Source organism: Streptomyces sp. NPDC058401 (genome assembly GCF_042722885.1).
In the GTDB taxonomy this organism is placed as follows: Bacteria; Actinomycetota; Actinomycetes; order Streptomycetales; family Streptomycetaceae; genus Streptomyces.
This window is the reverse complement of record NZ_JBHXKA010000009.1, coordinates 92,574-111,585: the sequence shown is the minus strand read 5'-3', so window position 1 is coordinate 111,585 and position 19,012 is coordinate 92,574. Positions and strand designations below refer to the sequence as shown.

Annotated in this window: 17 protein-coding genes; 8 read left to right on the top strand and 9 right to left on the bottom strand. The window is 71.2% G+C overall.

Annotation, left to right across the window (positions count from 1 at the left end):
- Positions 1-292: 292 nt before the first annotated feature.
- On the bottom strand, positions 293-562 hold the full coding sequence (locus tag ACFWNV_RS05445; RefSeq protein WP_383940860.1) for an ankyrin repeat domain-containing protein: 270 nt from the start codon (positions 560-562) through the stop codon (positions 293-295).
- A gap of 127 nt (positions 563-689) precedes the next feature.
- Between ACFWNV_RS05445 and ACFWNV_RS05440 the strand changes: the two genes are divergently transcribed.
- The 5 genes from ACFWNV_RS05440 to ACFWNV_RS05420 all read left to right on the top strand — a co-directional run bounded on the left by ACFWNV_RS05440 (position 690) and on the right by ACFWNV_RS05420 (position 5,550).
- On the top strand, positions 690-1,253 hold the full coding sequence (locus ACFWNV_RS05440; RefSeq protein WP_383940857.1) for a hypothetical protein: 564 nt from the start codon (positions 690-692) through the stop codon (positions 1,251-1,253).
- Complete coding sequence (locus ACFWNV_RS05435; protein ID WP_383940855.1) at positions 1,250-3,925, top strand: Helicase associated domain protein; 2,676 nt, start codon at positions 1,250-1,252, stop codon at positions 3,923-3,925. The genes ACFWNV_RS05440 and ACFWNV_RS05435 overlap by 4 nt, the downstream gene beginning before the upstream one ends.
- Positions 3,926-4,058: 133 nt before the next feature.
- A complete protein-coding gene (locus ACFWNV_RS05430; RefSeq protein WP_383940852.1) occupies positions 4,059-4,331 on the top strand; it encodes a hypothetical protein in 273 nt (90 codons plus the stop codon).
- Positions 4,332-4,453: 122 nt separating this feature from the next.
- Entirely contained in the window at positions 4,454-4,975 is a 522-nt protein-coding gene (locus ACFWNV_RS05425) for a SigE family RNA polymerase sigma factor (RefSeq protein WP_383940865.1), read from the top strand.
- Positions 4,972-5,550 (top strand): PASTA domain-containing protein, encoded by a 579-nt coding sequence (locus ACFWNV_RS05420; protein ID WP_383940849.1) that lies wholly within the window; start codon positions 4,972-4,974, stop codon positions 5,548-5,550. The genes ACFWNV_RS05425 and ACFWNV_RS05420 overlap by 4 nt, the downstream gene beginning before the upstream one ends.
- Here ACFWNV_RS05420 and ACFWNV_RS05415 read toward each other — a convergent pair.
- From ACFWNV_RS05415 to ACFWNV_RS05400, 4 genes are all read right to left on the bottom strand, one after another.
- Positions 5,459-6,607, bottom strand: coding sequence for a hypothetical protein (locus tag ACFWNV_RS05415; protein WP_383940846.1), 1,149 nt, complete (start codon positions 6,605-6,607; stop codon positions 5,459-5,461). The two genes, ACFWNV_RS05420 and ACFWNV_RS05415, sit on opposite strands and share 92 nt — an antisense overlap.
- Before the next feature lie 184 nt (positions 6,608-6,791).
- Positions 6,792-7,241, bottom strand: coding sequence for a hypothetical protein (locus ACFWNV_RS05410; protein WP_383940843.1), 450 nt, complete (start codon positions 7,239-7,241; stop codon positions 6,792-6,794).
- Between the two features lie 158 nt (positions 7,242-7,399).
- On the bottom strand, positions 7,400-7,813 hold the full coding sequence (locus ACFWNV_RS05405; RefSeq protein ID WP_383940840.1) for a hypothetical protein: 414 nt from the start codon (positions 7,811-7,813) through the stop codon (positions 7,400-7,402).
- Between the two features lie 286 nt (positions 7,814-8,099).
- On the bottom strand, positions 8,100-8,825 hold the full coding sequence (locus ACFWNV_RS05400; protein WP_383940837.1) for a DsbA family protein: 726 nt from the start codon (positions 8,823-8,825) through the stop codon (positions 8,100-8,102).
- Between the two features lie 375 nt (positions 8,826-9,200).
- On the opposite strand from ACFWNV_RS05400, the gene ACFWNV_RS05395 reads away from it, so the two are divergent.
- Positions 9,201-9,863, top strand: coding sequence for a hypothetical protein (locus ACFWNV_RS05395; RefSeq protein WP_383940834.1), 663 nt, complete (start codon positions 9,201-9,203; stop codon positions 9,861-9,863).
- A gap of 665 nt (positions 9,864-10,528) precedes the next feature.
- Here ACFWNV_RS05395 and ACFWNV_RS05390 read toward each other — a convergent pair.
- Positions 10,529-10,657: a hypothetical protein gene (locus ACFWNV_RS05390; RefSeq protein ID WP_383940831.1), complete on the bottom strand. Its 129-nt coding sequence runs from the start codon at positions 10,655-10,657 to the stop codon at positions 10,529-10,531.
- A 284-nt stretch (positions 10,658-10,941) separates the two neighbouring features.
- Complete coding sequence (locus ACFWNV_RS05385) at positions 10,942-11,154, bottom strand: hypothetical protein (RefSeq protein WP_383940828.1); 213 nt, start codon at positions 11,152-11,154, stop codon at positions 10,942-10,944.
- Positions 11,155-11,345: 191 nt separating this feature from the next.
- Between ACFWNV_RS05385 and ACFWNV_RS05380 the strand changes: the two genes are divergently transcribed.
- Positions 11,346-12,080, top strand: a complete 735-nt coding sequence (locus tag ACFWNV_RS05380; protein WP_383940825.1) for a hypothetical protein — start codon at positions 11,346-11,348, stop codon at positions 12,078-12,080.
- A 279-nt stretch (positions 12,081-12,359) separates the two neighbouring features.
- Here ACFWNV_RS05380 and ACFWNV_RS05375 read toward each other — a convergent pair whose 3' ends face one another.
- Positions 12,360-14,864, bottom strand: coding sequence for an IPT/TIG domain-containing protein (locus ACFWNV_RS05375; RefSeq protein WP_383940823.1), 2,505 nt, complete (start codon positions 14,862-14,864; stop codon positions 12,360-12,362).
- A 339-nt stretch (positions 14,865-15,203) separates the two neighbouring features.
- Positions 15,204-16,043, bottom strand: coding sequence for a hypothetical protein (locus ACFWNV_RS05370; protein WP_383940820.1), 840 nt, complete (start codon positions 16,041-16,043; stop codon positions 15,204-15,206).
- A gap of 964 nt (positions 16,044-17,007) precedes the next feature.
- Between ACFWNV_RS05370 and ACFWNV_RS05365 the strand changes: the two genes are divergently transcribed.
- The gene (locus ACFWNV_RS05365; RefSeq protein WP_383940817.1) at positions 17,008-18,825 is read left to right on the top strand and encodes an IPT/TIG domain-containing protein; all 1,818 of its coding nucleotides are present in this window, start codon (positions 17,008-17,010) and stop codon (positions 18,823-18,825) included.
- Positions 18,826-19,012: the final 187 nt, after the last annotated feature.

Sequence of the window (19,012 nt, the reverse complement as noted above, 5' to 3'; positions counted from 1 at the left end):
GAGCTAAGGCCGGCCCTTCGGGCCGGGGTCCTGCGCTGCGCTGCGGACCTACTCCCGGTTCCGCTTCGCTCCATCGGGAGCGGGTCCGCTTCGCGGACCTCAGGACTTCCGCGCTCCGCGCGGGAGGTGACCCCGTTTCACGGGGTACGGGCCTTCGGCCCGTTGGGTGTCCGCTTCGCTCCCACCCTTAAGCCTTCCGGCTTCGCCTCCAGGACCACAGCCCGCTTCGCGGGCGGCTGGCAGCAGTTGCGGTGATCCGGTCTATCAGGCGGTAGGCGATGTCGTGACCGTATCAGTCGGCCAAGTCGACCGCGCTCATCCGCTCCGGAGGTTGAGGTATTGGTTCGGCCCCGTAAGCCAGAAGGATCACCGTGAGCCGACTGTCGATCGGGGTCCCTGACTGGAGTGCCGAGTCCCCTTCCAAGTCAATGGCATGCTCCAGCAGAGTCATGCCGCAGCACACCTCGTTGACGTCGGCACCTTCGTCGAGGAGTCGGGTCAGCTCGGCATAGTCGCTGGACTCGACCGCTTGGTGCGCGGGCGTCCAAGGATTCTCGACCACTGGCGTGCTCCTTCGCTTCCCGCTGCTCGTCGGTCATGTACTCGGACGCCGACCCTAGCATGATGCAGCATGTATCATTGGAGAAATAGCACCACACCATCCAGGTCCATCGAGTGAGGTTTCTCGGATGCCTGTCTATGAATACCATCCGGATGAATTGGCGCGGATCTCTGTGGTCCGACAGGCCCACGGACTCGTCCTGGGCGAGGTGAAGGAACAGTGGCAGGCCGCCTGCGACCGCGAGGAACTCGCACTCGCCGGACCCCAGGAACCGCGCAAGCCGACCGGGCTGGACATCGCTTCGTGCCAGCGCATCGAATGGGCCCGCATCGTAGCGGTCATGGCGGAGCAGCAGATGTCCGTGTACTCCCCGAAGGAAGACCGGCGAGTGGCCCGCCGGGAAGAGCAGCGCCTACAGCGTATGGCTACAGAGGCGGCCTGGGCCGAACAGTCCGGCGGCAGCCTGCCGGTCGAGGTGCTGCGCCACCGCGTCTACCGGATCACAGCCCGGCCCATTGCCGCTTCGGCAGGTGACCAGCCCTTGGTCCGGCACGTCTTCGCCTCCTCGGGCGGTGCGGCGGTCGAATACGCCCAGGCGATGTTCAGCCGGCCCGGCAGCACATTCCAGGACACCGAATACCGGATCACTTCCATCGAGCAGGTCCTTCCCGCACCGGGAGAATTCCTTTGATCCAGCTGCGTGAACACCAGGTCGACCAGAAGTCGAGTTTCCGTCAGTGGGTGGGATTCCCTGCAAGGTCATCTGTGCCCCCGCAGGGGACCCGGGGCACCATCGTGTCAGCGACCGGCTCAGGAAAGACGATCACTGCCGCCGCCTGCGCGCTGGAGAGCTTCGCGGAAGGCCGGATCCTCGTCACCGTGCCGACCCTGGACCTGCTCGCGCAGACCGCCCAGGCATGGCGCCTGGTGGGCCACCGGGCCCCGATGGTCGCGGTGTGCTCGCTGGAGAACGACGCGGTCTTGAACGAGCTGGGCGTGCGCACCACCACCAACCCCATCCAGCTCGCCCTGTGGGCCGGCTCCGGGCCGGTCGTCGTGTTCGCCACGTACGCCTCCCTGGTGGACCGCGAAGACCTCGACGCACCCGAGGGCCAGCGGAAGACACGCGGGCCGCTGGAGGCCGCCCTGGCGGGCGGAGAGCGCCTGTACGGGCAGCAGATGGCGGGCTTCGACCTCGCCATCGTGGATGAGGCACACGGAACCGCCGGTGATCTCGGACGTCCGTGGGCGGCCATCCACGACAACGCCCGTATCCCGGCCGACTACCGGCTCTACCTCACCGCCACCCCGCGCATCCTCGCCGCGGCCAACCCCCAGCGGGGCCCCGGCGGCCAGGAGACGGAGATCGCCTCGATGGCAGACGACCCGGAGGGCACGTACGGCGCGTGGCTCGCAGAGCTCGGGCTCTCGGAGGCAATCGAGCGGGAGATCCTCGCCGGGTTCGAGATCGACGTCCTGGAGATCCGCGACCCCTCCCCCGTCCTCGGCGAGTCCGAGGAAGCACGGCGCGGCCGGCGCCTGGCGCTCCTGCAGACCGCACTTCTGGAGCACGCCGCGGCGCACAACCTGCGCACCGTCATGACCTTCCACCAGAAGGTCGAAGAAGCCCGCGCCTTCGCGGACAAGCTCCCCGAGACCGCCGCCGAGCTGTACATGAACGACACGACCGACGCCGACCTCGCCGCCGCCAGCAAGCTGCCGAAATCCTCGATCGAGGCGGAGTTCTACGAGCTGGAGGCCGGCCGCCACGTACCCCCAGACCGCATCTGGTCCACCTGGCTGTGCGGCGACCACCTCGTCACCGAGCGGCGCGAAGTACTGCGCCAGTTCGCCAACGGCATCAACGCGTCCGGACACCGGGTCCACCGCGCCTTCCTCGCCTCCGTACGCGTCCTCGGCGAAGGCGTCGACATCACCGGCGAGCGCGGCGTCGAAGCCGTCTGCTTCGCCGACACCCGCGGCTCCCAAGTCGAGATCGTCCAGAACATCGGCCGGGCACTCCGGCTCAACAAGGACGGCTCCACCAAGGTCGCCAGGATCATCGTGCCGGTCTTCCTCGAGGCCGGGGAAGACCCCGAGGACATGGTCGCCTCAACGAGTTTCCGCCCCCTGGTCGCCGTCCTCCAGGGCCTGCGCTCCCATGACGCCCACCTGGTTGAGCAACTCGCCTCCCGCGCCCTCACCAGCGGCAAGCGCAAGACCCACATCCAGCGCGACAAGGACGGCCAGATCATCGGGGCCGGCAGCGAAGGAGACGGTGAGGACCAGGAGGACGGCGCCGACGCCGCGGCCGAGTCGGCCCTGCTCCACTTCTCCAGCCCACGCGACCCCGCCACGATCGCCGCGTTCCTGCGCACCCGCGTCTACCGGCCGGAGTCCCTGGTGTGGCTGGAGGGCTACCAGGCCCTCATCCGGTGGCGTGCCGAGAAGGAGATCACCGGCGTCCACGCCGTCCCGTACGACGTAGAGGTCGAGGTCGGCGTCACCAAGGCTTTCCCGCTCGGGCGATGGGTGCACCAGCAGCGCAAAGCCCTGCGGGCCGGCGAACTGGAGAACCGGCGCAAGACCCTGCTCGACGCCCCGGAGGCCGGCATGGTCTGGGAGCCGGGCGAAGAGGCTTGGGAGGCCAAGCTCGCCGCACTCCGCTCCTACCGGCGGGCCACCGGGCACCTCGCTCCCCGGCAGGACGCCACCTGGGGCGAAGGCGCGGAGGAAGGCGGGCAGCTCGCGATCGGGCAGTTCATCGCCAACCTCCGACGCACCGGCGCCAAGAACGGCCTCGGGAAGAACGAGGACACCGCCACAACCCGGGCCGCGCAGCTCGCCGCGATCGACAAGGACTGGAACTGCCCCTGGCCCCTGGACTGGCAGCGGCACTACCGCGTCCTGGCGGACCTGGTCGACGCCGACGGCGTCCTGCCCAACATCGCGCCGGGCGTCGTCTTCGACGGCGACGACGTCGGCAAGTGGCTCCAGCAGCAGAAGCAGCCGGCCACCTGGGCACGGCTCCTGCCCGAGCAGCAGGAACGACTGACCAAGCTCGGCGTACAGCCCGACCAGGCGCCCACTCCGGCCCCCGCAGCAAGTAGCGGGGCGACGGGGCCGAGCAAGGCGCAGCAGGCATTCCAGCGGGGCCTGGCAGCCCTCACACAGTGGGTAGAACGGGAAGGCGCCCACCGGCCGGTCCCCAGGGCCCACAGCGAGGAGATCATCGTCGACGGCGAGGCGGAACCGGTGGTCGTGAAGCTCGGCGTGTGGGTCTCCAACACCAAGAGCCGGCGCGACAAGCTCACCGCCGACCAGCTCGCCGCCCTCACGCAGCTGGGCGTCGACTGGGCGTGACCGATGCACCGGTGCGCGAAGAGCGCACTGGTGCATCACTTCGCGACGGTCAGGGCTGTATCAACTTCCCGGCCGCCGCCTCGGTCAGACGCCCATGGCCTGGGACGTCACGAGCTACGAGGGAGGGAAATCGATGACGGTCTTCTACCGCCTGCACTGGGCGGACTGCCCGCCGTTCACGGCCGACAATGCCTGGTCTGCCCTGTGGGGCAGCACTCGCAGCACAGACGGCTCCCGTATGGAGTGCTTCACCTGCGACGGCACCGGCCGACTAGACGATGCGCCCCCGTTCTTCTCGGCCGACTGCGGGCCGCCCGTCCGGCGGCCCTCCGCTTCGCCGGGCCCCGCCCGCACCCCGGGCGGCAGCGGCGCGAGGTCCTGGGACACCCTTCCGTCCCGGCTGTGATTCACGTCACTGACGGCGGATCGGTGCAGCACTCGGCCCCGTTTCGCCGTCATGGGGGTAGTGATCGGGACGGGACGAGGAGAGGAGGTCGGCGGGTGAGGTTTCGCAGGAGCGGTCCGGGTATCGAATTCACGGAGTTCGTCGCACAGCGGTCGGGAGCGTTGTTCCGCGCCGCGTATGCGCTGACCGGTGACGTGCACGTGGCCGAGGATCTGGTGCAGGAGGCGCTGGAGCGGGCGTGCCGACAGTGGCGGAAGGTCGCGGTGGCGGACTCGCCGGAGGCGTACGTGCGCAAAGTGCTGGTCAACCTGGCCAACGACCGCTGGCGGCGGCTGTCGCGCCGGGGCGAGCGCCCCGGGCTGTCGGGGGTGCCCGAGACGGCCGACCCCCGGGACCGGTTCGGGCAGGTGGATGTGCGCGCGGAACTGATCGAGGCACTGTTCGGGCTGCCGATGGGCATGCGCAGCGTGGTGGTCCTGTACTACCTGCACGATCTGGACGTCCGGCAGGTCGCCGACGTCCTGGACATCTCTTCGAGTGCGGTGAGGTCCCAGCTCGCCCGCGGCCTGGCCAAGCTGCGCGATTCCGTATCGGGCGCCCAGGCGCCGCACACGCCGTCGGCCGCTTTTGGAGGTACGAAGTGAGGAACACGTCGTCCGGACCGGCCCCGTTCGAGCCGGGCCTCGAAGCCGAGCTGCGTGCCGCGGTGGCCTCCTTCGTCGACGGGCCGACGGCGCCGGTCATCGACGCGGCCGCGATCGAGCGAGCCGTCAGCCGCAGCCGCACCCGCCGGGCGCTCCTCGGCACCGCTGCGGCGTGCTGCGTCCTGGCGTGCACCACGGTGGGGTTCTTCTCGCTGAAGCCCGTGCCGCCCGCGCCCGGCGCCTCCCCGTCCCTGTCCGCACCGGCGAACGGGGCGTGCACCCCGCTCGCCACCGGCACCCCCAAGAGCGGAAGCGCCGATGCGACTCCGACACAGGAGCAGGAACAGACCGCGGGAGCGGGCATCGCGCTGCCGGACCTGGCCGGCATGCCGGTCGAACAGGCCGGAAGCCTGCTGCGCGGACTCGGACTGAGCTGCACGATCATGCGGCACACGGACTGGAACGCTCCCGCCGGGCAGGTGATCAGCAGTCAGCCCCGGGGCGGCGCAAAACCGGTGGCACCGGGCTCGTCCGTCCTCCTGCTGGTCTCGACGGGCAAACCCGGCGGGACCTGAGCGACCGGGCCCTTCGGCCCGCGCACCGGCCGAGTGACCCAGGGGCCGGTGCCGGGCAGTCCGTCGACCGCGGCGCACCGGCTGGACGCCCGCCCCTCCGGGCCGCTGCTGGACTTTTCCGAGGGGCGCGTGCGGGGAGGGGAGTGGGGGGGGAGGGCTCCTGCCCGTGGGGCAGCACGCGCTCGGAGGCGAGCCGGTACATCACCCGCCTCAACGTGACTTTCAACGGGGCATACCCGTTCACGATCGGGCCCCAGTAGCGGCGCGCGTCCTCGGACACCACCACCGCCTCCGGAGCCGGAGCAGGGGCAGGGGCAGCCGGAGCCGCAGGTGCGGGCGCGGGCGCCGAGCCGGGCCCGGGTGCGGGTGCTTTCGCCGAAGCCGGCGGCGGCGCCCACGGATCGTGGGCCTCGGCCGTGCGCGCGGCCGGAACCTCACCCGGCCCCGGCGCCGCGGCAGCGGCGGGCGCGGGCGCAGCAGCGGGTGCCGGTGCGGGTGCGGCGGCGCGCGCGGGTGCGGCGGTGAGGACGGCGGCGACCGCCTGGTCGACGCCGACCCCGGCTGCGTGGGCGTCGGCCAGGAGGCGGGTCACGTCGACGCCCTGATTGTGGAGGTGGTCCACGGCGGCGGCAATGTCGGGCCAGGCCGGGGAAGCGAGGATCGCGTCACGGACCATCCCCTCGGGCAGCGTCGCCCGGAGCTGGTCGGCCCACCGGTCGGTGCCCACGGCCTTGATGGTCGCCGAGTTCGCCTCGACGGCCCGCTGGACCGTCGTGGCAACCGTGCCGAGCTGGGGCAGGAAGACGCCCATGTCGACGCCGGCCCGCTGGAGCAGGACGAGCTGGCGGGCCATCTGCGGCCAGTCCTCCCCCGACATCAGGTCGCCGAGCACGCCCGCGTGAAGGACCGGGCGCAGCTGTGCCTCGGCCCAGCCCGGGGCGAGGGCGGCGGTGTCCTCGCCGAGTTCGTCCTCCTTGCCCTGCCGGGCCTTCTGCGCGACGCGGCGGACGGCGAAGCGCATCACGAGGCCTATGCCGCGGTCCGTCGTCCAGGCCAACTCATCCCAATGACACCAGCCTCACCGTGCATCAAGCTGTCTTCACTCATCGCGCACGCTGGCCTGACCAGCACAAACCAAGAACCACCATGCCAGGACAGCCCCTGCGGCCGCACGGACAACCCAACGCGGCGTAGCACCTCAAGTCCACGCCCCGTCACGAACTGGGCGGCCATCGCCCGGATCAGGGCATCTCCCAGTCCTCCTGGTAGAAGCTGGGCTCGCTGATGCAGGTATCACCGGTCCGGGCGGTACCGATGGACAGCTGGACGTCGGACGGGGCCACGGCGCCGGTGGAGGAGAACCTCAGCCAGGCATCCGGGGTGTCCTCGGCGTACTGGATGATCGCGGCGTCCAGTGCGGTCGGCGGGATGCCGGTAAGCGGGATCCCCCAGTAGTGGAGCTGAGGCCCGGTCCGCCCGTGGACGGTGACGCCGCCGAGCCGGGGCGCCGGCCCTCCGTAGTGGGCGCTGACCCCGGCCCCCGGAAAATGATCCGTCCTCAGGTCCCACACGCCGGACCTCTTCCAGAACCAGAACGGGAACGCGCCTTCCCGGTGGGCAGGCTGCTCGCCCAGGACGGCGGCGACCTCGTGCGGGCTCATCCCGAAGATGAGCGGCCCGACCTGCTGCATCGGCGTCCACTCCCACCGCGCCCGCTCCCCGTCAGGCGCTACCGGCCACACGCCGGGGCTGCGGGACGGGATCATGCTGTCGACGTCACGCCAATGAATCACCGGCGCGCACTCGTAAGGGTCCTTGGCGATACCCGGCCCGCACAGCAGCACCGACGTCACGAGCCCGTCCCTGCGCGTACCGTCCGGGCCGTAGTCAGCCTCCGTGCCCATCGACACCCCCACACCGCAACCTCCGGGTCACCGCTGAAGTTCACCCGGACCTCCACGCCCTGCTCGCGGGCGAGGCGGTGAATGTCCTCCCGTACCCGGGACGGCACCCGGTCGACCAACTCGACGTCGTCGACCCGTACGAGCGGGCCGCGAAGGGCATCCACCGCGACCGCTGCCAGCAGCCCGTCAGGACCGTGGATGAACGTCGTCCCCTCCCACTCGCCCCGATACCGCGTCCAGAACCCGCCGCTACCCGACCCCCGCTGATCGCTGGCCTCCGGGAAGACAAGCGCGTCCTCCACCTCGCTCCGGCTCATCCCGAACCGAACCGGCCCCACACCCACCAGCGGATCCAACACCCACCGCGGCCGCTCCTGCAGCTCCCTACGCCCCCACGTCACCCCGACACCCTCCACACACCCTGTCCACGGGCACCGTCCACCCGTCGATCATGGAAGGACCCTACGAGCCTCCTCTGACACACCGGCCACACCGAACGCTTAAGGACCGCGCCCGCCAGCCGGGCATCGACCGCAGCCCGAGGGCGGAGCCGAGTGTTACCCGGCTTCCGGCCCGCCGCAACTGCAGTACCCACGCCGACCGCCGAGGACCTCATCCGCCCCCGGCGCCGGTGCCGCTGGGTTTCTAGCCGCGCGCAGACCTCAGAAGCTGGCCGAAGGACCTCTCCTCGAAGAGCCATCCGTACCGGGCCCCGGTGATCTGGGTGTTGTTGATGACGACCGTGGGCGTGCCGGGCCCGCGGGGGTCATCGCCGCCGGCCGCCTCGTACGTCTTCTCCGATGCGACGACGAAGTCGTTGTACTTCATCGTCGCGACGGCAGAGTCGAAGGCCTCGCTACGCAGACCGGTGACCTGGTCAGCCAAAGCCAGAAGAGAGTTGTTGGTGTACCCACCCGCGCGCTCGCTCTTTGCCATGTTCTCCATCAGCACCGTGTGGTACTCGGTGAACAGGCCGGCCTCCAGCGCTGCGCGCAGGGCGTTGACCGCCTTCTTCGATCCGTCACCACCCACGCGGTCGTCCCTGAAGGACGCGAAGGTGTACTCGGTCTTGGCTTCGCGGCGCAGCGTCATCGCGCGGAGCGCCGGCGCTCCGGTCGCCTCGAACTCGTCCACGACAGGGCAGCGCGGGTCCTCGTACAGCCGGACCGTGGTGGCCGCCGCCAGGTCGCCCACCACGATCGTGGTGCCGTCCGCGGCCAGCGTCTCCGGGAGCTCCCCGACTGCCGCGTACGGCACCGGGCGCGGTGCGCTTGTGCCCGTGGACTGCGCTGTCTGCGCGCAGCCGGCCGTCATGGCGACGGCGATGGCGGCCACCGCCGACGCGGCGGCCAGCCCTCGTATGCTTCTCACCTGCTGGTTCCCTCCCCTTGAGGGTGCAGACTCTAGGCGCTGAAGGTCACAGGTCGCACAGCGGTTTCGTACTACGGCACGGCGAACCTGAACAGCGGGGACCCTGGCGGCGGCCCGGTGGGTGATCACCCGGTGTCAGATGCTGCTGGCAGGATCGGCGCTGTGAACGATATTCGTACTACCCCGCCGCGGCCCCTCGATGTGGCTTCGGTGTTCCCCCGCTTGGCCCCGCTCGCGCGCACGGTGACGCGTCTGCATCCCCGTCCCGGCTCTCCGTCGGCATACGAGAGTTCGATCGGCGGGCCTCTTCTGTGGCCTGTCAGTCAGCCGTGGCTGTATTGCGACAAGTGGCACGAGGGCCCGGTCTCTCCCCTCGTGCCGCTGGCCCAGCTGTACGTGCGCGACGTGCCCCAGCTACGGCCGCCCGGACGGACAGACCTGCTTCAGGTGCTGTGGTGTCCGTCCGAGCACCCGCCGGAGCACAAGCCTCCGACCGAACTGTTCTGGCGAACTGCCGCCGACGTCACCCACGTCCTCGCCTCACCGCCCAAACCGTCCGGGACGCAGTACGGCTACATACCGGAGCCGTGCGTACTCGCACCAGAACAGATCATCGAGTACCCCAACTTTCTGGAACTGGACGAGGAACTGCAGCAGCAGCTGAACGACTGGAGCGTGTGGCAGGCGGCCAGCGTCGCGATCGACGACTTCTACGAGACCGCTCCGAAGGACTTCTACTCCAACGAACTCGCCGAAGCCCCCGGCTGGAAGGTCGGTGGCTGGGCACCGTGGGGACTCACCGATCCCATCGCCCGGTTCTGCATCAACTGCGGCACCGCGATGACCCCGCTGCTGACCATCGCCTCGGACGAATGCCGCGACTACAGAAGAAGCTGGGGCCCGAACGAAGACCAGCACATCCCCGAGTTCGACACCGACAACGTGTCGAACCCGCCAGACATCCAGGTCTCCGGCGGGAACCACCTCCAGCTCTACATCTGCTCGACGTGCTACACACACACCGACCTGATCCAGTGAACGGACTTGGCCTCGGCCACGGCATCCGAGGCAACCTTGGCCGCATTGGTCGCCGCATCTGCGTGAAAGGTCGCCTTGTCGGCTGCGTCCGCAGCCGCGCCTGAGTGCGCTGCAGCGTTCGCGGCTGCCGTAGCAGCGTTCTCGGCATGAGTCGCGGCGCCCTTGGCAGCGCCGCGGGACTCACGAGCAGCAGCTGATCCACGTGCGAGGGCCTCGGCCTTGTTGGCGGCCCTAAGTGGCCTCCTGCGCGTGCCGCTTAGCTGACGCTGCAGCGGCTCCTCGGGAGCCGGGCAGAAGGTCAACGGGACCGGGCGGGGCCCGGCCGGTCCGGACCGGGCGGCGTTCGCGGTGCCACCAGGCCAACGTGCCGACGGTGCCAGGCCACGACCCGCTGCCCGCGTACGCGAAGGAGCCGTACGGTCGGCTCCCGAGGCGGGGCGCCCGCCTCCGCGGCGGCCCCTCGCGCAGCAGCAGCCCGACGTCGGCCGCCGACTTCGCCTGCGCCCGATGCTCCTTCGCCTCGTGCCACAGCCGGGCGGCCTCCACCACCTCCGCCAGCGCGAGCAGCAGCGACAGGACCACCGCGGCGCCGCCGCCGCGTGCGGTTCGCGGGGCGCGCTCCCACGCCCACGCGGAGGCCCGCCACCCCGTGGGCGCCTGCCCCGTCAGCGCCCGCTCTCCCCGGGTGCCCGGCCGGCCTGCTCGAAGGCCTCCGTCGCCGCCTCCAGACGTGTCCGGACGAGGGCGGGGGCGTTGACGGCGGCGGCGACCAGGAGGTCGCCGAGCGCGGCCACGTCCCCGCCGCCCTCGGCCGGCCCGGCTCGCCGCCGCCTCCCGGATACGGGCCTGGGCCCGCGCCCACTCCTGCGCCCCCACCAACCCACCACGGCAACACGAAGCGACGACCACCCCGGGGTGAACCTGAACGCCCCGTAGCTCCCTCATGGCCGATCCCGCGCCAGGGGATGAGCCGGCGGCTTCCCGGCGTGAACCCACCGGCGAAAAGCGGCGCTCCACGTGCACGGCCGGTGTACTCCGCGGCTCCCAGCCGTCCGGCTGTTCACGTGGTTGGGGGCGGTCACTCGCCGATGTACCGGCAGTGCACCGCCGGGGCCGGCATCCAGGTGGCCGGGTCCTGATCGGACTTCTGCCGGTTCGAGCGCGCGGTGACCCCGACCGTGACGTCGGAGCCGAGGTCGTTGGCGTACCGGTGGCGCCGCTCCGTCGTCCAGCAGTCGCTGCCGCAGTTGTGGAGTTCTCCGGGCGCAACCAGTCGGCCTTCAAGGCGCAACTCGCCTTCGCGCTGGCGTCCTACGAGGTCAACGGAACCCCTGGCGGCCCCGCGGCGCGCCATCTCCCTCGACTCTGATGGGGCTATGACGAGCCGCGGCGATGTCTGAAGATCGCCGTTTGTCATGCCGGGTGGTGGGACAGGTCCGTTCAGCGTGGTCTTTCGCCGCGCCGAACCGAGGGAGTGGCGCTGTGGGTCAGTACGACACGGATGGTGAGCGGACCAGTGAGCTGGTGACGGTTCTGTCGTTTCAGGCGCAGACCGAGGCGGTGTACAACGCGCAGGCGCCGTACGACGAGCTGGACCGGATCGCCTCCGGGGAGCTGCGGCCGGACGAGCTCCAGGACGAAGAGGGGAACTGGCTGACGCCCGAGCAGATACGGGACAAGCAGAGCAAGGCCCGGGAGGAACGGGACGCGCTGCGCTGGCAGCAGCTCACGGGCGCGGGGCTGGCGGCGACCATGCCGGTCAGGATCTCGCGTGAGGGGATGACCTACGAGCGGCGGGCCGGGTACTGGCACCGCTGGACCGAGGCGGCCCGGGAGGGCAACACCCGGCACCTGTCGAACTGGATCAACGCCTCCGAGTACCTGGTCCCGGGCCAGGGGGTGGTCGAGGAGGGAGTCGGCCTCGTCGTCCTGGCCCGCTGGGAGTACGGCCCCGGTGACGTGAGCGACACCGTCACCTACCCGGTGGTCTTCGAGCCCGGCCAGACCGTGCAGAGCGTCGTCATCGACCGCATCCAGCCCGACCGGCCGGCCACCCTGCGCCTGGACCTACGCGACCCGTACTGGACAGGGAAAGACGGCGGGCAGCGCTTCATGATGGGCATCGAAGGACCCACCAGCAACGGCGCCCTCACCGACGGCTTCGTCCACCGCTCCGCCGTCTACACCACCGACCAACTCCCCGCCGTCCCCGCCTGACCACCCATCGGCCGCGCGACGCCAAGCAGGCACCGCCCGAACGGGGGCTCTATCGCCGGGCATGGCCCGCAGAAGGGTGGCTCGGCGTCGTGCAAGGGCCAGCAGAGGCTGCTCGTCGCCCTCGCCCTCGCCGCGATTCCTCCGCGGGACGAGGCGAGGCGGGCAGGGCTAGGGCGAGGGCATTGTGGGTGTGCCCGGCCGTGTGCTGCGTCGGGATGAGAGCAATGGAGGCCGGGCGGTCGACAACCCGTCCGGCCTCCGCTTCAGACGCTGCTTGGGTCAGCAGCTGGTGGTGGTGTCTCCGGTGTCTGTGGTGCAGGTGTCGGTGCCGAGGCCGCCGTTGGCGGTGTCGCCGCCGGCGCCGTCCTGGACGTTGATGGTGTCGTTGCCGAGGTTGCCGCTCATGGTGTCGGTGCCGGAGGTGTCTACGAGGGTGTCGTTGCCGTTCTGGCCGTCGAGGTCGTCGTTGCCGGGGCCGCCGTAGATATGGTCGTCGCCGTTGTCGAAGAGGTACAGCAGCGATCCGAGGAGGGTTTCTCCGTAGTTGGTGTCGTTGCCGTTCTCGCCGTAGAGGTAGTCGGCGCCGTTGCCGCCGCCCATGATGTCGTCGCCGTCACCGCCGTAGAGGGTGTCGTCGCTGTTGCCGCCGTCGACGGTGTCGTTGCCGGACCCGGCGTAGATCAGGTCGTTGTTGTTGCCGCCGTTGATGTCGTCGGTTCCGGAGCCGCCGTAGATGGTGTCGGTGCCGTTGCCGCCGTTGATGGTGTCGTTGCCGCCCAGGCCGCAGATCACGTCGTTGCCGTTGCCGCCGGTCAGCGTGTCGTTGCCGCTCGTGCCGGTGATCGTGCAGCCGTGCCCGTTGTTGACCGTCGTGTTCTGTACAGCGGTGTTGTTGCCCGGCGTGGTGTCACCGACGGCGGAGGTGGTGGTGCCCGTCGCGGTCAGCGTCCCGCTGGCCTGCGGCTCGACGACCACGGTGATCGTCGCGGAGGCGGCGTTGGCCAGCGTCCCGATCGTGCAGTTCACGGTCGGCGCGCTGATCGTGCACGAGCCCTGCGAACTGGTCGCGGACACGATGGACCGTGCGACGCCGGACAGCGTCAGCGCCGAGGTGGTCGAGGTGGCGCTCGCGGAGCCGTTGTTGGTGACGCTCTGGGTGTAGGTGACCGTGTCACCGAGCGCGACCGGGTCGGCGGAGTCGGCGACGGTGGTCGCCAGGTCGGCGTTGGGCGCCAGGAAGGTGAACTGGTCCGCGCTACTGGTCGCGCTCGTCCCGGACGGGGTGGTGACCTGCACGTCGACAGTGCCCGCGGCGTGCGCGGGTGAGGTGACGGTGCACGAGGTCGCGGTGCAGGACAGGCCGGTACCGGGGTTACCGGGCCCGAAGGTGACGGCGGTGGCGCCGGTCAGGTCGGTGCCGGTGACCGTGACGACGGTGCCGCCAGCAGTCGGCCCGGAAGTGGGGCTGATCGCGGACACGGCCGGCGCGGGGGTCAGGTACGTGTACTGGTCTGCGGCCGTCAGGGTGCTGGTGCCGCCCGGTGTGGTGACCTGGATGTCGACGGTTCCTGCCGCGTGCGCGGGCGCCGTGACGGTGCAGGACGTCGCCGAGCAGGTCACGCCGGTGGCAGGGGTGCCGCCGAAGGTGACGGCGGTCGCACCGTTCAGGTCGGTGCCGGCGATCGTCACCGTGGTGCCACCGACCGTGGGCCCGCTGTTCGGGGTGACGCTGGTGACCTCGGGTGCGGGGATGGTGTGCAGGGACAGGAAGCGGGCACTGCTCACGCCCGTCGCGGCGGTGGTGGCGGTGTTGGTGGTGGTGTCGATGGCGTAGATGGTGGCGGGCGGGGTGCCGCTCGGGTTGACCTGGCCGACGACGTATGCGGTGGTGCCGGTGGAGTTGACCTTGACGTCCTGGGTGTTTCCGAGACCTGAGACGAAGGTGGTGACGGTGTCGGTGGCGGTGTCGATCACGAAGACGCCCGCGTTGCTGGGGCTGCCGCCGTACAGGGTGGCGCCATTCGGGGTGATCGCCAGGCTGGTGACGTTGCCGGCGGGGATGGTGGCCACGATGGTGTTGGTGGCGGTGTCGATCTTGGTGATGGTCGAGCCGCCGCCGGTGGCGACGTAGGCGAAGGTGCCGGCCGGGTTGACGACGACGTCGAAGGCGGAGGCCGGCAGGGCCACGACCTCGGTCACCGTGGCGCTGGCCAGGTCGATGACGGTGAGAGCGTTGGGCCCGAAGCCGACGGTGTATGCGGTGGTGCCGGCCGGGTTGAGAGCGATGCCCAGGACGACGTTCCCCGCCGGGACCGTCGCGGTGACGGTGTTGGTCGCGGTGTCGATGAACACCACGGTGTGGTTCTGGGAGTCGGTGACGTAGAGCGTGGCCCCCGTCGGGTTCAGCGCGAGCGCGGAGGGACCCCCGGCGAGCGGGATCGTCGCGGTGACCGTGTTCGTCGCCGTGTCAATGACCGCGACGCCGTTCGGGAAGTAGGTCGCGGCGTACGCGGTGGTGCCGGCCGGGTTGACCAGGACGTCCTGGGTGTAGCCGCCGACCGGGATCGAGGCGGTGGTCGCGCCGGTGGTGGTGTCGACGACCGAGACGGCCTGGCCTATCTGGTCGGTGACGTAGGCGGTGGTGTGACCGGGCTGCACCGCGTGCGCGGCGGGGGCGGCCAGGGCGATCAGCCCGGCCACGGCCAGGGCGCCGCTCGCGACCAGCGCGGTGAATCTGCGGCGTAATCGGGAGGGCTTGGGGCGTGCGGGGATGGTCGAAGACATTGGGGTCTTCCCCTCTTTGGGTATCCGCGTCACGGCGGTGGGGATCGGAGATCCCCGCGGACCACGGTGATGCGGTCGCGCACGACACCGGCCGCATGCCCGCGGACGCGGGCACGGCAATCGGGGGTCGCATATTGGGACGCCGAGCAGTAAGCGGCAGGGGCCGGGCCCTCGCGGTCTGCCCGTTTGGTCAGTGGTAAGCGAACCGGCCGCTGTCGCTGACCGGGGTACTTGCCCGACGTCCGGGCGGCACGGCCGCGGTGCAGGTGGTCGCGGTGCTGGAGGTGACCGGCACGGTGCGGGCCGGAGGCCGAAGCTCATGCGCCGGGTGGGGGTGTGTCAGCAGTGGACGAGGAGGGTGGTGACGGCGGTGCACTGGATGGAGGCGGTGTCGTTGGCCGGGTTCGGGTCCAGGGGGCTGGACGCGGTGCGGGTGGTGGTGATGGTGAAGTGCCCGAGGGTCAGCAGTGCGAGATACGCCGTGAAGGGGACGCTGACGCGCTGCCCGGGTGCCAGGCTGGCCTGGGTGCAGGTGACCTTGTTCGCGGGGTCGTCGAAGGCGCAGTTCGCCGGGAGGCCCGTGACGTGGCTGGTGTGGGCGGGCAGTTGGGTGGTGGTGACCACGCCGGTGGCGGTCGCGGGTCCGTTGTTGGTGGTCGTGGCGGTGACGATGAACTGCTTGAACAGCAGCGCGTCGCTGCCGTGGACGGCGACTGCCACATCGGCCTGGGGGGTGTCGCGGACGATGGTGATCGTCGGCCCGGTCACCGGCGCGTCCAACGCGCTGCCGCCCATGAACTGGCTGTAGACGGTCACCAGGGTGAAGGTTCCGGCCGGGGCGTCGTCGTTGATCCGCAGGGACAGCGTCCGTCCGGCGGTGGCGCCGGTGAACACGAGTTCATCGGCGGCCGTGAGCGGAGCATTGTAGTAGGTGCCCTCGTTGGTACAGGGCCGCATCGCTGGGTCGGTGCACGACACCAGCGTGGTGAACGCGGGCAGGGCGCCGAGTGCGGAGTCGGCAGCGACGACGATGGACGTTTCGGCGACGAAGTCGACTTCGGAGGTGCCGGTCAGGGCGATGTCCAGGGTGTCGCCGGGGCGGACGGTGGTGGCCGAGACCGAGGTCACCGCGGTCGAGGCGTAGGCCGAGGCGGGCAGGGCCAGGGTGAGGCGGGCCACGAGGGCGGCCGGGCGCGGCCGGCGGACAGCACGGTAGTCGTTTCGGGGTGCAAGACGATCCCCCTCAAGGGCTCGGGACGGCGGGAAGCCCGCAGTATCCGCGCGAGATGCCGACGGACCGGTCCGCCGTTGCGCTGTGGTGCACGGGCGGAGTGAAGAAGAGAGGTCACGAGCGGGACTCCGTCCCGCTGACCCGCGCACACGACGGCGACAGGAGCGCGTACGCGGCGGAGCCGACCGGACCGGTGGGCGACCGGTGGGTCCGGGGCTGGGGAGGAGCCTTCCACGACATAAGGGGGCGTCCTTGCCTTCCGGGGTGGACGCGCCGTCGCGGGCCGGGCCCGGGCGGGCCCTGCATCCTCACCGGCACGGTTCCACCGAACGCGGCGGGGTCTCCATGGCGTCGGCTCCCTGGAAGGCGACCCTGCGTGTCCACGCTGACACGGCATGTACATCGTCCGCGCCCGAACTGGTGAACCAGCCAAGCCCCCCTGGCGCATTGGCCACAAAACACCGTTCCGAACGGAGAGAACCAGACCAGCCGGCTCCCGTAATCCGCGCGGTCTCCGGGCCGCGCGACCGCGTATCCAACCAGCGCGCCGTCGTCGTCACACCGCTCGCGCACCCGAAGACCACAGTCGCGCAGCCGCTCCAGACGGGGCCGGAGTGGCCGTCCCGCCAGGCGCGCGCCGAGCAGCCAGCTTCCTCGGTAAGGGGCGCCGCGCCGTTCGCTCGGTCGGGGGCGTTTTGCGGCCAATGCGCGCGAGTGGTTGGCCGGTTCGCATGTTCTGGCACGGGCGATGTGCGGGGCGTGCCAGCGTGGGCACGGAGGGTTGCCCCGTGTCGCGTTGATGGCGCTGTGGCCCCGCCGAGTTCGGATACGACCGCGCCGGCAGGGATGCAAGGGGCCGTCTGGGCCCCGACCGCGTTGGCGCGTCTTCCCCCGGAAGGAATGACGACCCCTATGCCGTCAACGGCTCCTCCCCGCCCGCGTCCCACTCCGTTGCTGCGCCGCATCGCGGCCCTGACCGGCACTGGAGCACTGCTGGCCTTCGGCCTGGTGGCCGTCGCGGCCCCGGCGCACGCCGACGGGGTGTGCGGGGCCCCGGTGGCGACCGGGCCGACCACCACCATCACCTGCACGGCCGGTGGCACCGGCAGCATCACCGTCCCCGACAACGTCACCAGCTCCACCGTCACCCTCGACGGAGCCGGCGGCGGCACCTCCAACGACGGCACCCCCGGCGGCAAGGGCGCCCACCTGGTGGCCACCGTCCCTGTCGCCCCGGGACAGACGTACAACGTCGCCGTCGGTCTGCGCGGCAACAATGCCGCCGCCAACCCCCAGTTCGGCATCTCCGGGGGTGGTGGTGGCCTGGTCGCGGTGACCACCGACACCAATGCCCCGCTGCTGACCGCCGGGTCCGGCGGCGGCGCGGGCGGCCCGGGCCGCGGCACCCCCGCCTTCCCGGGCTCGCCGGGCGGTGACAGCGGCAGCCCCGGCGCCGACGGCACCGGCCAGGCCACCGTCGCCGAGCCGGGAACCGGCGGCGGCGCGGGCACCTCCACGGGCGGCGGGGCTGGGGGCACCGGAGGCGCCGGGACGACCAACAACGGTGGGAACGGCGCCCCCGGAGCGTTCCCCAACGGGTCCGGCGGCACCGGCAGCCAGACCCTCCCGGCCCTGGCGGGCAGCGGAGGTCGCGGCGGTGCCGGATACGGAGGCGGGGGACGCGGCGGCGGGGGCGGGCGCAACCTGACCACCGGCGGCGCGGGCGGCGGCGGGGGCGGCGGATCGAGCCTGACCGCCGGCACCGGCGTCACCCTGACCGACGGCGTGAACACCGGTGACGGCCTGATCGTGTTCACCTTCACCCAGAACACACCCACCATCACCTCCGTCACCCCCAACAGCGGGCCGACCACGGGCGGCACCGCGGTGACCATCACCGGCACCGACCTGACCGGCGCGACCACCCTCGACTTCGGCGGCGTCCCCGCCGCCGGCGTGTCCTGCGCGGCCACCTCCTGCACCGCCACCGCGCCCGCGCACGCGGCGGGAGTCGTCCACGTGCGCGTCACCACGCCGGGCGGCACCAGCCCGGTCGCTGCCGCCGACCAGTACACCTACCTCGTGCCCGCACCCGTGGTGACGTCCGTCAGCCCCAGCAGCGGACCGGCCACCGGCGGCACCGTCGTCACGGTCACCGGCACCGACCTGACCGGCGCGAGCACGATCGTCTTCGGCGGCACTGCCGCCGCCGGCGTCACGTGCACGGCCACCTCCTGCACCGCCACCGCACCCGCCCACGCCGCGGGAGTCGTCCACGTGCAGGTCACCACCCCCGGCGGCACCAGCGCCATCAACGCCGCCGACCAGTACACGTACACGGCTGCGGACATCGACGTGAACCTGACCGCCCAGCCGCACCTGGGGATCCTGGTTCCCTACCTGAGCTACACCCTGAGCGCCCACAACACCGGCCCGAGCTCCGTCACCTCGGCCACCCTTACCGCGACCCTGCCGGCCGGCGCCACGGCGACGAACCTGTCGGCCGGCTGCACCGCAGCGGGCACCACGGTCAGCTGCACCTACGGGGCCATCGCCAACGGTGCGAGCGCCGACAAGACGTTCCGGATCCCGCTGCACCTGCTGACCCTGGGCCAGGTCACCGTCACCGGGGACCGGACCGCATCCGCGCCCGCCGACCCCAACACGGCCAACGACACCGCATCGGCCACCTGCACCGCGATCTCCATCGTCCTGGTCACCTGCCCCTGACCGACACCCACCGTGCCCGGCCGCCCGCCCCAAGGGATCCGGCGGCCGAGCACGGATCACGCGACGACACCGCGAACTCCGGCAACGCCCCGGCGCCGGACACCACGACCCACACGATTCCTGTGACGGTCCCGGCCGGGGGCGCCGATCGTCCGGCACTGCGTGCCGAGGGTGAACACGGAAGGCG